Annotated in this window: 13 protein-coding genes; 5 read left to right on the forward strand and 8 right to left on the reverse strand. The window is 47.6% G+C overall.

What is annotated here, in order from left to right; translation table 11 throughout:
• Positions 1-78 precede the first annotated feature (78 nt).
• The 3 genes from MED92_RS14465 to MED92_RS14475 form a co-directional block, all read right to left on the reverse strand.
• Complete coding sequence (locus MED92_RS14465; RefSeq protein ID WP_007022313.1) at positions 79-1,485, reverse strand: sodium-dependent transporter; 1,407 nt, start codon at positions 1,483-1,485, stop codon at positions 79-81.
• Between the two features lie 91 nt (positions 1,486-1,576).
• Positions 1,577-2,629, reverse strand: coding sequence for a Glu/Leu/Phe/Val dehydrogenase dimerization domain-containing protein (locus MED92_RS14470; protein ID WP_007022314.1), 1,053 nt, complete (start codon positions 2,627-2,629; stop codon positions 1,577-1,579).
• 18 nt (positions 2,630-2,647) lie between these two features.
• The gene (locus MED92_RS14475) at positions 2,648-6,151 is read right to left on the reverse strand and encodes an indolepyruvate ferredoxin oxidoreductase family protein (protein WP_007022315.1); all 3,504 of its coding nucleotides are present in this window, start codon (positions 6,149-6,151) and stop codon (positions 2,648-2,650) included.
• Positions 6,152-6,714: 563 nt separating this feature from the next.
• On the opposite strand from MED92_RS14475, the gene MED92_RS14480 reads away from it, so the two are divergent.
• Positions 6,715-7,185, forward strand: coding sequence for a methyltransferase family protein (locus MED92_RS14480; RefSeq protein ID WP_007022316.1), 471 nt, complete (start codon positions 6,715-6,717; stop codon positions 7,183-7,185).
• Between the two features lie 45 nt (positions 7,186-7,230).
• Positions 7,231-7,734, forward strand: a complete 504-nt coding sequence (locus MED92_RS14485; RefSeq protein ID WP_007022317.1) for an NTP transferase domain-containing protein — start codon at positions 7,231-7,233, stop codon at positions 7,732-7,734.
• Here MED92_RS14485 and MED92_RS14490 read toward each other — a convergent pair.
• The 5 genes from MED92_RS14490 to gatC form a co-directional block, all read right to left on the reverse strand.
• Positions 7,723-8,157: a GNAT family N-acetyltransferase gene (locus tag MED92_RS14490; RefSeq protein WP_007022318.1), complete on the reverse strand. Its 435-nt coding sequence runs from the start codon at positions 8,155-8,157 to the stop codon at positions 7,723-7,725. The genes MED92_RS14485 and MED92_RS14490 overlap by 12 nt on opposite strands.
• Before the next feature lie 3 nt (positions 8,158-8,160).
• The gene (gene msrA / locus MED92_RS14495; protein ID WP_007022319.1) at positions 8,161-8,631 is read right to left on the reverse strand and encodes a peptide-methionine (S)-S-oxide reductase MsrA; all 471 of its coding nucleotides are present in this window, start codon (positions 8,629-8,631) and stop codon (positions 8,161-8,163) included.
• 195 nt (positions 8,632-8,826) lie between these two features.
• On the reverse strand, positions 8,827-10,278 hold the full coding sequence (gatB, locus tag MED92_RS14500) for an Asp-tRNA(Asn)/Glu-tRNA(Gln) amidotransferase subunit GatB (RefSeq protein WP_007022320.1): 1,452 nt from the start codon (positions 10,276-10,278) through the stop codon (positions 8,827-8,829).
• A gap of 14 nt (positions 10,279-10,292) precedes the next feature.
• Positions 10,293-11,744, reverse strand: coding sequence for an Asp-tRNA(Asn)/Glu-tRNA(Gln) amidotransferase subunit GatA (gene gatA / locus MED92_RS14505; RefSeq protein WP_007022321.1), 1,452 nt, complete (start codon positions 11,742-11,744; stop codon positions 10,293-10,295).
• A gap of 40 nt (positions 11,745-11,784) precedes the next feature.
• Positions 11,785-12,072, reverse strand: a complete 288-nt coding sequence (gene gatC / locus MED92_RS14510; protein ID WP_007022322.1) for an Asp-tRNA(Asn)/Glu-tRNA(Gln) amidotransferase subunit GatC — start codon at positions 12,070-12,072, stop codon at positions 11,785-11,787.
• A 222-nt stretch (positions 12,073-12,294) separates the two neighbouring features.
• Between gatC and MED92_RS14515 the strand changes: the two genes are divergently transcribed.
• The 3 genes from MED92_RS14515 to mreD all read left to right on the forward strand — a co-directional run bounded on the left by MED92_RS14515 (position 12,295) and on the right by mreD (position 14,754).
• A complete protein-coding gene (locus tag MED92_RS14515) occupies positions 12,295-13,332 on the forward strand; it encodes a rod shape-determining protein (protein ID WP_007022323.1) in 1,038 nt (345 codons plus the stop codon).
• A 118-nt stretch (positions 13,333-13,450) separates the two neighbouring features.
• Positions 13,451-14,257 carry a rod shape-determining protein MreC gene (gene mreC, locus MED92_RS14520; RefSeq protein WP_272941720.1) on the forward strand — a complete coding sequence of 269 codons (807 nt, stop codon included), beginning with the start codon at positions 13,451-13,453 and terminating at the stop codon, positions 14,255-14,257.
• Entirely contained in the window at positions 14,254-14,754 is a 501-nt protein-coding gene (gene mreD / locus MED92_RS14525) for a rod shape-determining protein MreD (protein ID WP_007022325.1), read from the forward strand. The genes mreC and mreD overlap by 4 nt, the downstream gene beginning before the upstream one ends.
• The last annotated feature ends 10 nt before the right edge of the window (positions 14,755-14,764 follow it).

The following is a 14,764-nucleotide window of genomic DNA, read 5'->3' on the forward strand; positions in this document are numbered from 1 at the left end:
AGGATTAAAAGGGGCTGCTTTAAGCAGCCCCAAAGGTCGTTTTGTCGATGTGGTTTTGTATCCTAAGTACTTTCAGCCTTAGGCTAAGTTATAAACAAATACAACAAGTACAGCGGCCGGTGTGATGAAACGTAATACAAACATGAAGAGTTTATAGGCTAAACCATTACCCAGATCCAGTTCGTTTTCACCGGCTTGTTTTGACATGAACCAGCCAACGAAGATCGCAATGGCCAGACCGCCTAGTGGCATCATCAGGTTCGCAGTGACGTAATCAAACAGGTCAAAGAAGGTCTTGCCTTCGAAGCGCTCGAACATGCCCAGCGGATGAACATCTGACCATACATTCAGAGAAAGAATTGTCAGAATACCCAGACACCAGATACTCAAGCCTCCAATCATCGTGCCGGTAAAACGGCTAATGCCTTTCTGCTCTTCCAGCCATTCAACTACAGGCTCAAGCAGAGAAATAGCTGAAGTGACGGCCGCGACGACTAAGAGAGCGAAGAACAGTGTGCCGAAAAGCACGCCGCCAGTCATCTGACCAAAAGCCAGAGGTAATGTCTGAAATATCAGGCCTGGACCGGCACCCGCTTCCATCCCGTTAGCAAACACAAGCGGGAAGATTGCCAGACCCGCCAGAAGTGCGACCAACGTATCAACTACTGAAACAGTGACTGCTGTTTTAACGATAGACACCTTTTTCGGTAGGTAAGAGCCGTAAGCCATCATAACGCCCATACCTAAACTAAGCGTGAAAAAAGCGTGGCCTAAAGCTGTTAGAACCCCTTCGGTGGTTAGCTTGGAAAAGTCAGGCTGGAATAGAAAAGTAAAGCCTGCAGCAAAGTCACCGGCGCTCATTGCGTAACCGACCATGACTAGGATCAGAGCAAAGAGTACAGGCATCAGAATGTTGATCGCTTTCTCCATACCTGAATTGAGCCCGCGAGCGACAATCATAATCACTAGCAGCATAAATACAGAGTGCCACACTAAAAGCGTGTAGGGATCTGATAGAAGGTTGCCAAACATTGCGCCAATGCTATCGCTATCGGCTCCGACAAAGAGTCCGCCGGCAGAGTTGCCTACATAAGAGAGAGCCCAGCCGCCAATAACCGAGTAAAAAGAAAGAATCAGGAAGGAAGCGATCATGCCCATCCCGCCAATCCAAACCCAGCGTTTGGAGCGCCCATCGCGTTGGGCGATCTGGCGCATGCTGTTAATTGGGCTATGTCCACCACGGCGGCCTATCGTTACTTCTGCAATCATGATCGGAATACCAATCAACGCGATACATAACAGATAAACAAGAACAAAGGCCCCGCCTCCGTTCTCTCCCGTGATATACGGAAATTTCCAGATGTTACCAAGGCCAACCGCGGAGCCGCTGGCAGCTAAAATAAAGGCTAATCGCGACGACCACATCGGGTTGTCTTTACGTGCGTTATCGACTGCACTCGCAGCGTCTTGAACCATTTCGGTCATTGGTGTTCTCCAGTTTTATTTTTATTCGGTAGAGAAAAGTCCGCCCACCCTCAATCGGCTAACGATGGGGTGAGCGGGAGTGGGGTAAGCGTTATTTCATGAAACGCTCTTCAGCCAGTTCATCGGCAACTTCACCTGTGGGTCTGTCCTGCGAATCGGCTCTGCGGAAGATCTCCATCAAGGTATCGCTGATGGTCTCAATATGAGCGCGTACTTTGTTATGTTCATGGCCGATACGTTCGTAGAAAATATCGATAATGCCCCCTGCATTGATTGCATAATCAGGTGCATAAAGAATGCCTCGTTCGCGAAGCATCAGGTCATGACGTTGTGCTGCTAACTGATTATTTGAAGCGCCGGCGATTACCTGAGCTTTTATCAGAGGGATAGATTCATCGTTGAGTACTGCACCCAGAGCGCAAGGGGCCAGAACATCAACATCCAGGCTTAGAATCTCTTTTTGAGATACCGCGGTTGCTCCTAACTCACGTACTGCTTTGTCGACTTGTTCTTCGTGAATATCGGTTACAAACAGCTGAGCTCCCGCTTTGTGGAGGTGTTCTGCCAGGCGGTAACCTACATTACCGACCCCTTGAATAGCGACTTTAAGCCCAGTTAGATCGGTACGATCAAGTTTGTATTGAACGGCAGCTTTCAGACCAGCAAAGGTACCATAGGCCGTGGCTGGAGAAGGATCACCATTGCATGGTAAACCATCGATACCGGTGCGTTCTGTAACTCCTGCGACATTGTTCGTTTCGATCCCCATGACCTGAAGATCAGGTACTGATGTACCCGAGTCTTCTGCGGCAATGTACTGATTGCCAGTACGCTCAAGGAAACGGCCCATCGCTTTTAGTAACTCCTCGCTTTTGTGCTTACGAGGATCACCGATAATTACCGATTTACCGCCGCCTAAATCCAGATTGGCTAGGGCTGATTTATAGGTCATTCCTTTCGATAGGCGAAGCACATCATTAAGCGCTTCCTGATCATCCACATAGTTCCACATCCGGCAGCCTCCGAGTGCAGGGCCGCGGTTTGTGTTGTGAATAGCAATGATTGCTTTCAGGCCAGTGCTCTCATCGTGACAGAACACAACCTGTTCGTGGTTGTCGAATTCGTTATGGCTAAATACAGACATGTTGGATTCCTGTAAAACTTAAACTGTTACTGGTGTCGATTGAGGTTGTGCGTCACTGATACGTTCTAACAGTGCTTCACGCTCCAACTGGGCTTTTTCATAAGCTCGATCTTTTACCGGACCGTACCCGCGGATCTTAGCCGGAAGACTAAGTAATTGGATTGCATCCTGAAGGTTGTCACGGGTTAAGTGGGTTAGCACCGTGTTGATATCCGACTCATATTCGCGGATTAGACGTCGCTCCATTCGGCGATCAGCACTGTAGGCAAAGATATCCAACGCTGTACCACGTAGCCCTTTAAGCTGGCTAAGTGCTTTAAATAAAGGTAGGTACTTAGCACTGAAGGTGCGCTTTTTTGGGCGACCTGTTGCCGGGTCAACTTTCGACAGAAGCGGGGGGGCAAGGTTGAATTCAAGTTGGAAGTCGCCTTCAAATTGAGCTTCCAGTTGTTCCCTGAAACTGTCTGAACTTAACTGGCGGGCAACCTCGTACTCATCCTTGTAGGCAAGCACTTTGCTGTAATTTTCAGCGACAACCGCGCTGAGTCGAGTCCCGCTTAGATTTTTTTCTACATCGGAAACTTTTCTGATCAGGTCTGCATAACGGTTTGCCAACGCATCGTTTTGGTATGCTGTCAGATGTTGCTTTTCGCGCTCAACCAGTTCTTCTAAGCTCGGCATAAACTGTAGTGGCTGAACTTCGCTTGATTGCGAAGGTTCGGCGATTTCCTTCACTTTATTCAGATCAAAAGCACCGCGACGTCCCCACATGAAAGCATCAAGGTTGGCCTGTACTGCGACACCATTCAGGCGAATAGCTTCTTCAATTGAGCTGCGTTGCAGTGGAATCAGTCCTTTCTGCCATGCAAAACCGATGCAGAAGAGGTTAATCGCCATACCGTCGCCCATGAGCTTGGTTGCCAGTGTTGATGCATCAAGGCAATAAGTACTTTCCTGACGAGCCGTATCCTTAATGACTTGTTCCATCGCCTCTGTCGGTATCTGTAAGTCAGGGTCTCGGGTGAAAGCCGCCGGCATGGTTTCGTGATTATTGATCACAACCTGGCTACGTTCTCGATCCAGTTTGCCTAGTGCTTCTTCACTGGCGCCTACCATCAGATCAAAACCGATCATCAGATCAGTTTCGCCGGCCGGGATTCGAACGGTGTGGATCTGTTCTTGTGATGGGGCAATACGGATATGGCTCATCACCGCGCCAAACTTTTGAGCGAGCCCGATCTGATCAAGCACGCCCGCGCCTTTTCCTTCTACATGGGCAGCCATGCCTAATAGCGCACTAACCGTTACAACACCGGTTCCACCGACACCCGTTAAGAGAATGTTATAAGGCTGGTTAGCCACTGGCAGAGAGGGCTCAGGTAACTCAGGAAAACCTGAATCTATACCTAAAGCAGCCGGTTTGCGTAACTTGCCACCTTTTACTGTGACAAAGCTTGGGCAGAAACCGCGCACACAACTGAAATCTTTGTTGCAAGCCGATTGGTCAATCTCGCGCTTGCGTCCGCGCTCGGTTTCTTTAGGTAGTAAAGACAAACAGTTTGATTGCACCCCGCAATCACCACAGCCTTCACAGATCTCGCTGTTGATAACAACACGCTTATCTGGATCTGCCATTTGGCCACGTTTGCGGCGGCGGCGTTTTTCCGCTGCGCAGGTTTGATCGTAGATCATAGCGGTACAGCCCGGGATATCACGCAATTCCATTTGTACTGCTTGCAGATCATCTCTGTGATGGAAGGTTACTCCGTCCGCAAAATCTGCCCGGCTAGGGTATTTATCAGGCTCGTCACTGATCAGTGCGATACGGCGGATACCTTCGCCATACAGCTGGTGGCTTATCTGCTGGACAGTCAACTGGCCGTCGATAGGCTGACCACCGGTCATGGCTACAGCATCGTTATAGAGTACTTTATAGGTGATGTTCGAACCTGCAGCGACGGCTGCTCTTATGGCAAGTAGTCCAGAGTGGAAATAGGTGCCATCCCCCAGGTTCTGGAAAACATGGCCATTTTCCGTGAACGGTTCCTGGCCGATCCAGGTGGCGCCTTCTCCACCCATCTGAGTAAATGTATCCGTGCCTCTATCCATCCAGGTTGCCATGTAATGGCAGCCTATACCGCCCAACGCGCGGCTGCCTTCCGGCACAACAGTAGAGCTGTTATGCGGACAACCAGAACAGAAATGTGGGGTTCTTTCCACTAGTGCTCTGGGTTGCTCTAATTCCGCCTCTTTATTGCTTAAAAATGCGAGGCGTTGCTGGATCGTATCGCTGTTATGAAATGGGCTCATTCGCGACGCGATTGCTCGAGCGATCATTGCTGGAGTCAGCTCGCTAAGGCTTGTCAGTAGCTCGCTGCCCGCTGGGTCTTTTTTACCGAGGACAAGAGGTCGAGTACCTGAACGGTCTTGCCAGCTGTAGAGCTGCTCCTTTAGCTGATCCTCAATGAGTGGGCGCTTCTCTTCGATAACCAGGATTTCGTCCAGGCCCTCGGCAAATTCAAAGATACCTTCTGGCTCCAGTGGCCATGGCATAGCAACTTTGTACAAGCGGATGCCAATTTCAGATGCCAGCTCATGACTAATACCGAGATCTTCAAAAGCTTGTAGTACATCCAGATAGGATTTACCTGTAGTGACAATGCCTAACCGCGGCTGTTCTGAATCGATCACTGTTTTATCGAGCTTATTGTGTCTGCAGAATGCCTGAGCTGCTCGGATTTTATAGCGGTGTAAGCGTTCTTCCTGTTGGAGAGGTTTATCTGGCCAGCGTGCATTGAGGCCATCAGCAGGCAGTTCAAAATCATCCGGTACTGATATCTTTAATCGGTCTTGATTAAGATCTGCTGATATTGCCGAATCCATTACTTCTGCTAACGCTTTCATACCTACCCAGCAGCCGCTGAAACGGGACATCGCCCAACCATAGAGACCGAAATCGAGCATTTCCTGAATACCGGAAGGGTATAAGACCGGCATCATTGCATCCATGAAAGCGTAATCACTCTGGTGCGGAAGGGTTGAAGATTTACTGGCATGATCATCACCCGCTATGGCTAAAACGCCTCCATAGGGTGTTGTCCCAAATGCATTGGCATGTTTAAACACATCTCCAGTACGATCTACACCTGGGCCTTTGCCATACCATAAGCCGAAGACACCATCATATTTGGCTCCTTCAAACACATTGACCTGTTGGCTTCCCCAAACGGCTGTCGCGCCAAGATCTTCGTTGACGCCAGGTTGGAAAGTGATATTGCTCTTTTTTAGATAATCTCGTATCTGCCACAAGGTTTTATCGAAATTACCTAGAGGGGAGCCTCGATAACCTGAGATAAAACCTGCTGTTTTCAGACCTTCGTTTTTATCTCTGTCGGCTTGCAACATAGGAAGTCTGGCAAGTGCTTGACTCCCTGTAATGTAAACGCGGCCGGATTGCTTGTCCCACTTGTCATTTAGTGAAACAGTTGAAACGGGTGTGTGCTCTGCATTTTCGTGTTTCATACGATAGCCCTTGATGCCTGAACGCAACAGAATCTCTTCTGGCTTCAGAACAAATCAGTAAGAATGATGAAAGTGGGTTATTGCGCCTGGAGCCGTTCTAATGGGAGAACTGTGCTGGGCTGAAAGACTTTGGCAGAGCGAATAGATTTTAGGTGTGTCATTGCAAATTACCTTCGCCATGACCGGATCGCAGCCTGGCTTTATATTGTTTTTATTGTTCCGACAGGTAAGTCGGGTTGTTATCGCCACCTTGGGTAAAGGTACGATGGCCTACACACTAGCTAGTCAATACGGCTTCGTCAATGGAGAGAATGACTGGATCTAGCTGGTTATGTAATGAAAAAAACCTGCTTATTGATTAATGCTTGGTGTTAAATCCTATTGTGTTATTGTAGGTATAAACCCGTATTGCCTTTGTTTTACAATGCGTACTGATTCGATTTAAGGTTTAGTTAAAAAGTGAAAATTTCTAAATCTCAATTTTAAACAGAAGATTCTGGTTTTTTGTCGGATTGCCTAAAATTGTAATGATCTGGTTTGGTATTTAGCGAAGAGGCGATTTTATGGAAGTTGGGAAAGATCGCGGTCCAGGTGTCAGGGTACCGCCCCCTCTTATCTTTTTGTTTTATATTTTTCTGAGCTACATATTGCATAGCTATATCCCGTTACCTCTCGCTTGGCCTGCGTTTACTGACTCAGTTGCGCTATGCTTTATTGTTAGTGGGATAGGGATTGCAGGGATATCCGCTGTCCAATTTTGGCGAGCCAAGACACATATAGAACCTTGGCAGCCTGCAACGGCGCTGATCACTACAGGTATTTTTTCTTATAGTCGTAATCCCATCTATCTTTCATTTATCCTGATAACCATTGGACTGGGGTGTTATCTAAAAAGCGTTTGGGTAATTGTGAGTGCTATTCCTGCCGCGTTTTCGGTGTATAAATGGGTCATCATCAAAGAAGAAGCTTACCTTGAGCAAAAGTTTGGCGAGAATTTCAGGGAGTACAAAATCCAAGTCAGACGTTGGCTGTAGCGCTGAATAGTACCGAATAGTATCGAGCAGTATGGATAGGTAGTCATGGAAGTTAATGCGATAATTTTATTGAGTGAAGGAATGGAGGTGATCAGCGTTGCTGAGATTGCAAGTAAACTCGATGCCGCTGATAAAGTACTTCATAAGCTGGGTGAACATATAACAACGGTCACACTCATCGCTCCTCCTGAGCAGCTAGGTCTTGATGCGCTTACGATGCCGGTGGTCTTTGCAGATTCTGATAGTCCGGGTTTTCTTTATAGTTTGTGTAAAGCGCTCGCACCTTTGCCTTGCCGGCATACCTTAATTCTCTCTGTGGATGACCTGGGTCTTAGTGCAGATCATATTGGTCAACTGCTGGATTATTCAGAGAGATTGCCGCATATGTCTGTGGTTAGCAGTCGGGATGCAAATTTAGTATTGCCTGTTCTGCTGCCTTCGGATTCCTATCAAAGCATTCAGGATTACCTAAAATCGCAAGGGCAGGCAACGCTTATGAAATGGCTGGAGCAAAGTGTATTTGTAGAGTGCGAGCGGCTAGATAGCTAAGGCTAATAGGGTTGTTTCTGTGCCTCTTTGCTTATAGTGCTTTTGTTGCTCAATTAAGTTCATCGGGCAGTTGTGTTCATCGCATTCTTTAAAGCCTAAACGACGATAGAGATTTACTGCGTCTGGATAAGCAAAGCAGTAAATAGTGCCTGTCTCAAGCTGACTCTTTGTCAGAACTATTTTTAAAAGGTGAGTGGCTAAACCCTGGTTGCGTTTGTGTTTATCCACCCAGACTCCATTCAGGATTAGAGCCCCGGTTTTTTTATGAAGAGAGATTTTTGCTGCTGCAAGAATGGTTGTACCACTACTTAGCCAATAACAGCGGTCGGCTTTCGATATTTTCCCTTTGTAACCATTCCGTTTATAGAAACGGCCCAGATCTGGGCCAGATAGTTCTTCCGCCTTTGCCGTATGAAATTCCATTGACTAGATGCCGCAAGCGCCCATGCCGCGTTTTTCCAAATATTTTTGGTGGTACTCTTCAGCTTTCCAAAATGGTTTCGCCTGGACGATTTCAGTAACGATGGAATTGGCAAACGCTGAGCTCGTATCGAGCTGTGCTTTACTTTCTTCGGCTAGTTTTTTCTGTTCATCATCATGATAGAAAATGGCTGAACGGTATTGTGTACCAATATCAGGACCCTGGCGATTTAATGTGGTTGGGTCATGCATATGCCAAAAAGCGTCAAGCAAAGTTGAATAATCGATAAAGCGCTCATCAAACTCTAATTGAACAACCTCCGCATGGCATGTATCCCCGCGGCATACATCCTGATAGCTGGGTTGATCAGTGATGCCGCCCATATAGCCTACCTCGGTTCTAACAACGCCAGGCAGTTGCGAAAATTTAAGTTCAATTCCCCAAAAACAGCCTGCTGCAAAGGTCGCTTTTTTCATAATGTGTTCCTCATCTGCGCCACAAGGCACAATACTTTGAATGCATCTGGTTATTTTGTGGTTCTTAGATCGTTCAGGTTAGATTTAATTCAATAAATCATACCCTATTAATTAATCAGGATTTCCTGTCTTATCAAGTAAGTTTAAAAGCAAAAAAAAACCGCGCTATTGCGCGGTTTTTAAATCATGTTGTGGTTAGCAAAGAGCGTCCAGTTTCTTCTTCAGTACGCCTTGAACTTGTCCTGGGTTTGCTTTGCCTTGTGAGGCTTTCATAACCTGACCCATAAAGAAGCCAATCATTTTGCCTCGTTTATCTGGCTCAGCATTAATGTACTGTTCAACCTGAGCGCTACTGTTAGCAATAACATCGTCAACGATCTTTTCAATCGCGCCGCTGTCAGTTACTTGTTTGAGGCCTTTGGCTTCGATGATTTCATCAGCGCTGCCACCTTCTTTCCACATCACTTCAAACACCTGCTTGGCAATTTTGCCAGAGATCGTGTTGTCTTTGATTCGCTCAAGAAGGCCGCCCAACTGCTCAGCAGAAACGGGGCTGTCAGCAATGATAGTGTCGTTCTGGTTGAGCATCTTAGAAAGCTCACCCATTACCCAGTTTGCAGCCAGTTTTGCATCTTTAGACGCTTTAGCAACCGTTTCGAAGTATTCAGCGAGAGTGCGGTCACCAGACAGCACCATTGCGTCGTAGTCACTCAGTTTGTACTCTTCAATAAAGCGGGCTTTTCGCGCATCAGGGAGTTCAGGCAGTGAGCCTCGGACTGCGTCGATGTAGGTGTCGTCGATAACAATGGGTAACAGATCAGGGCAAGGGAAATAACGGTAGTCGTTAGCTTCCTCTTTTGAGCGCATTGAGCGAGTCTCGTCTTTATCTGCATCATACAGGCGGGTTTCCTGTACTACACGGCCGCCATCTTCGAGAAGGTCGATCTGGCGTTCAATTTCACCAGTAATCGCTTTTTCGATAAAACGGAAAGAGTTGATGTTTTTCGTCTCTGTGCGCGTGCCAAATTCTTCTTCGCCTTTAAGGCGAACGGAGACGTTACAATCGCAGCGGAAAGAACCTTCTGCCATGTTGCCATCACAGATGCCTAGGCTGGTTACAATAGAATGGATCTTTCTAACGTAAGCGACGGCTTCCTCTGCACTGCGCATATCAGGTTCAGAGACGATCTCCAGTAGTGGAGTACCGGCACGGTTCAGGTCAATGCCTGACATGCCGGGGAATTCATCGTGAACTGACTTGCCGGCATCTTCTTCAAGGTGTGCACGAGTAACGCCAATGCGCTTTTCGGTGCCATCTTCCAGCGTAATATCAATATGGCCCACCCCAACAATCGGGTGGAACAGCTGACTTGTCTGGTAGCCCTTCGGCAGGTCCGGATAGAAATAGTTTTTACGGTCAAAAACAGATTTACGTCCGATCTCTGCATCAACGGCAAGACCGAATTTAACCGCCATTCTCAGGGCTTCTTCATTGAAGACCGGAAGTGTTCCTGGCAGCGCCAGATCGACCGCGCATGCCTGGGTGTTTGGTTCCGCGCCAAATGCAGTGCTGGCACCGGAAAAGATTTTGGATTTTGTCGCAAGCTGGGCGTGGATTTCCAGCCCGATTACCGCTTCCCATTCCATAATGTCTAAACCTCTTAGATGCCTTGTGGTGACTGTGTATGCCAATCAGTTGCCAGTTGGAACTGGTGGGCAACATTCAGCAGTTTTTGTTCAGCAAAGTAGTCGCCAATGATCTGAAGACCTGTTGGAAGACCATTAACTGTTCCGCAAGGAACTGACATACCTGGAAGACCCGCGAGGTTCAGAGAGATCGTAAAGATATCTTCCATATACATCGCTACTGGATCTGAGGTTTTTTCACCGATTTTGAAGGCTGGGTGCGGTGTCGTTGGCCCCATGATGACATCCACTTCAGAAAGCACTTTGGCATAATCATCGCGGATCAGACGGCGAATCTGCTGAGCTTTGTTGTAGTAAGCGTCATAGAAACCTTCGGAAAGTGCATATGCACCGATCATTATGCGGCGTTTCACTTCAGCGCCAAAGCCTTCACCACGGCTGCGCTTATAGAGGTCTTCCAGGTCAACTGGATTTTCACAGCGGTAGCCATAACGGACGCCATCAAAGCGAGATAGGTTAGATGATGCTTCAGCTGGTGCGATTATGTAGTACGCAGGAATCGACAGCGCCGTGTTAGGCAGGCTCACTTCTTTTACCGTCGCGCCAAGCTTCTCGAACTCTTTAATGGCCGCCTGAGTGCGTTCTGCAATCTCGGAGTCGAGATCATCCATAAAGAACTCTTTAGGCAGACCGATTGTTAAACCATCCAGTGGTTTATTGAGATCTGCAGTGTAATCTGGAACTTCGCGGTCAACAGAGGTGGAATCATTTTTATCGAAACCCGCCATGACATTCAGCATCATTGCAGCATCTTCGGCTGTTTTTGTCATAGGACCGCCCTGGTCCAGTGAGGATGCGAAGGCGATCATACCGAAACGTGAAACGCGACCATAAGTAGGTTTTAGTCCTGTTATGCCGCATAGTGCTGCCGGTTGGCGAATGGAACCACCCGTATCGGTGCCTGTTGCTGCTGGAGCAAGTTGAGCAGCCACTGCCGCTGCCGAGCCACCTGAAGAGCCGCCAGGAACACACTCAGTATCCCATGGGTTTTTTGCTACGCCGTAAAAGCTGCTCTCGTTGGAGGATCCCATTGCAAACTCATCCATATTGGTTTTACCCAGCATGACGCCGCCTGCAGCATTGAACTTCTCTACAACGGTGGCGTTGTATGGAGAGATGAAATTGTCCAGCATTTTGGATGCACAGCTGGTGCGAACACCCTGTGTGCAAAAAATATCTTTGTGGGCAAAAGGCAAGCCTGTAAAGGCACCGGCGGTACCTGCAGCGATTGCTTCGTCTGCTGTTTTTGCCTGAGCCAGGGCTTGCTCTTCTGTAACAGTGATAAAGCTGTTGTATTTGCTGTCTTCAGCTTTGATACGGTTCAGGTAAGCTTGGGTCAGCTCTACACTACTGAATTCACCCGCTTTAAGCCCCTGAGCCAGTTCGGCTAATGTTTTATCAAACATGGAATGCTTTTCCTTTTAAATCTTCCGGCTTATTGCGCGATTACTCGATTACCTTAGGTACCTGGAACAGGCCTTTTTCAACCTGAGGTGCTACCGCTTGTAGCGCTTCACGATTATTGGCTTCGGTAACTTCATCACTGCGTAAGCGTTGAACGGCATCAAGTGGATGAGCCATAGGTAATACATCAGAGGTATCTACCGCCTGCATCTGATCTACAAGATCCAGAATGTTTGAAAGATTTTGCGCGTATTCAGGAGTGTCCTGTTCTTCAATTTGAAGGCGCGCCAGATGGGCTATTTTGTCCACATCAGAGCGATCCAGAGACATAATTTACTCTCGCTGTTTGAGAAGCTTTCCAGAGAAAGCATAAAGGAAAAATTCTAAGAGACGTAAGGTATCACATAGCTACCTTATGAAGAAGGCAAATTGTTCAGAGTTTTTAAGTAGTTTTACTGATTTTCGCCTTGCTCAAAAGCCCTGCCATTGTTAGAGTTACGTGTTTTCAGGATATAGCGGCTATACCTGCAGATTTCTTAGGACTCCCTGTACATGCTCAAGAAAATTCGTGGTCTTTTTTCCAGCGATCTGTCCATTGACCTGGGCACTGCAAATACACTGATTTATGTCCGCGATAAGGATATTGTTCTGGATGAACCTTCTGTTGTAGCAATTCGACAGACAGGAAACCAGAAATCCGTCGCCGCAGTAGGTGCTGATGCTAAACGTATGCTAGGTCGTACACCTGGTTCCATTACAGCTATCCGCCCGATGAAAGATGGTGTTATCGCTGATTTCCATGTCACCGAGAAGATGCTTCAATACTTCATCTCTAAAGTACATGATACTAATTTCCTGACTCCAAGCCCTCGCGTGTTGGTTTGTGTTCCTTGTAAGTCAACACAAGTTGAGCGCCGTGCAATCAAAGAGTCAGCAATGGGTGCGGGTGCGCGCGAAGTATATTTGATTGATGAGCCCATGGCGGCTGCTATTGGTGCCGGCTTGCCAGTCGATGAAGCAAGTGGATCGATGGTAGTTGATATCGGCGGTGGTACAACCGAGATCGCCGTTATTTCTCTGAATGGTATTGTTTATGCTGATTCCGTTCGTCTCGGTGGCGATCGCTTTGATGAGTACATTGTTACTTATGTACGTCGTAACTACGGCAGCTTGATTGGTGATTCTACAGCAGAGCGTATCAAGCAAGAGATAGGTACGGCTTATCCATCTTCTGAAATGCATGAAATCGATGTTCGAGGTCGTAATCTTGCAGAAGGTATTCCGCGTAGCTTTACCCTGAATAGCAATGAAATTCTGGAAGCGCTTCAAGAGCCGCTTTCTGCAATTGTTCAGGCGGTTAAAAGTGCGCTTGAGCAGTGTCCACCTGAACTGGCATCAGATATTGCCGAAAGGGGTATCGTTCTGACCGGTGGCGGTGCTCTGTTGCGCAATATTGATCGCTTAATCAGTGAAGAAACGGGTTTGCCTGTTATCGTTGCTGAAGACCCTCTGACATGTGTTGCCCGTGGTGGTGGTCGAGCATTGGAATTGCTTGATAAGCATGGTTTTGAGCTGGTGAGCCATGATTAAGCTATGCTCAGAGTGGATAACAATCTAATCCTCATGGCCTGCCTTCAGTTCAAGGAGGTGGGCTATTAAGACTATCTTTCGTGGCCGTTCTTCGGGTCGCTTTTTTCTTATTCTTATTATTATCGCTTTCCTGTTGATGGCGGCTGACCTTTACTCGGCCAAAGTTCGGGAAGGGCGTGCCTATCTATCACTTTTGTTAACGCCTTTGCAGTGGATTGTGGATGTTCCCAGTCGCATCGCGGGGGATGTTTCTGATGTGGTGGTCGATCGTAGTTTGCTTGTTAAAGAGAATGCGAAGCTAAAATCAGAAGCGCTCCAACTTGAACGTAAGGTCCAGCAGAATGCTGCCCTAAGGGAAGAGAATACCAGGCTTAGAGCTTTGGTCAGGGGTAGCAAACGTGTTGATGAGCAGGTTTCGCTTGTTGAGCTTATCGGCGTCAACCCGGATCCATTTCAGCATCAGGTGATCATTAATCAGGGTAGTGAAAATGGGGTCCAGTTAGGGCAGCCCATCCTCGATGCCGGCGGGGTAATGGGGCAGGTAACTGAAACGTCTCATTACACCAGTCGGGTAATGTTGATAACTGATGCGCGACATGCGATTCCTGTCGAGATCAATCGTAATGGCTTCCGATCTATCGCTTTAGGTAAGGGGCAACTAGAAGAGTTAGAACTTGACCATGTTCCGGATACGGCCGATGTTCAGAAAGGCGATTTGATCATTACCTCTGGTTTGGGAGGGCGTTTTCCAAGAGGTTATCCTGTTGCGGTTGTGTCCGAGGTTATTCGTGATCCCGGACAACAATTTACAAAAGTTGTGATAACGCCCTCGGCTCTGCTTGATAAATCCCGACATCTGCTTCTGGTGGAAATGCCGGAGGTTGTTCAGGAGCCAGTTGCCATTACCGATGAGGCTGCAGAGTGAATAACGATTCACCAGCTGCCCAAGGTGGCGGTGGTTTTATCATTCTGGGGACATTCCTGATCGGGTTGATGCTTAGCCAGATACCTTTGCCTTACTTTATTGAATGGGCGCGTCCGGAATGGGTTGCAATGATCCTGATCTATTGGGTGATGGCGCTACCGCATCGAGTGGGTATGGGAATGGCGTTTTTTTTAGGACTCTTACTTGATGTCATAAAAGGAAGCGTCCTGGGTCTAAATGCTTTGTCCTTAACTACTATTGCATTCCTGACGCTGCTGCTTCATCAGCGCTTGAGAATGTTCCCGCTGATTCAGCAAGCCATGATGGTCATGGTTTTGGTGGGTATTAATCAACTCCTCTTTCATTGGATGCAGGCTTTTACAGGTTTTACGGGTGATAGTCTGATCTTCCTGCTTCCATGTCTTGTCAGCGGCATACTTTGGCCCTGGTTGTTTGTTATTCTTCGTGGTGTGCGTCGTTTCTTTCGTATTCGTTGAGGAGAGTATT

Origin of the sequence: Neptuniibacter caesariensis (assembly GCF_000153345.1) — a bacterium.
Lineage (GTDB): Bacteria > Pseudomonadota > Gammaproteobacteria > Pseudomonadales > Balneatricaceae > Neptuniibacter > Neptuniibacter caesariensis.

Bases quoted from the DNA above. Each gene is read 5' to 3' on its own strand.
- gatA (WP_007022321.1), bottom strand. From the start codon at position 11,744: ATGTTTGATAAAACATTAGCCGAACTGGCTCAGGGGCTTAAAGCGGGT.
- MED92_RS14475 (WP_007022315.1), bottom strand. From the start codon at position 6,151: ATGAAACACGAAAATGCAGAGCACACACCCGTTTCAACTGTTTCACTA.
- gatC (WP_007022322.1), bottom strand. From the start codon at position 12,072: ATGTCTCTGGATCGCTCTGATGTGGACAAAATAGCCCATCTGGCGCGC.
- MED92_RS14490 (WP_007022318.1), bottom strand. From the start codon at position 8,157: ATGGAATTTCATACGGCAAAGGCGGAAGAACTATCTGGCCCAGATCTG.
- msrA (WP_007022319.1), bottom strand. From the start codon at position 8,631: ATGAAAAAAGCGACCTTTGCAGCAGGCTGTTTTTGGGGAATTGAACTT.
- MED92_RS14470 (WP_007022314.1), bottom strand. From the start codon at position 2,629: ATGTCTGTATTTAGCCATAACGAATTCGACAACCACGAACAGGTTGTG.
- gatB (WP_007022320.1), bottom strand. From the start codon at position 10,278: ATGGAATGGGAAGCGGTAATCGGGCTGGAAATCCACGCCCAGCTTGCG.
- MED92_RS14465 (WP_007022313.1), bottom strand. From the start codon at position 1,485: ATGACCGAAATGGTTCAAGACGCTGCGAGTGCAGTCGATAACGCACGT.
- MED92_RS14480 (WP_007022316.1), top strand. From the start codon at position 6,715: ATGGAAGTTGGGAAAGATCGCGGTCCAGGTGTCAGGGTACCGCCCCCT.
- MED92_RS14515 (WP_007022323.1), top strand. From the start codon at position 12,295: ATGCTCAAGAAAATTCGTGGTCTTTTTTCCAGCGATCTGTCCATTGAC.
- MED92_RS14485 (WP_007022317.1), top strand. From the start codon at position 7,231: ATGGAAGTTAATGCGATAATTTTATTGAGTGAAGGAATGGAGGTGATC.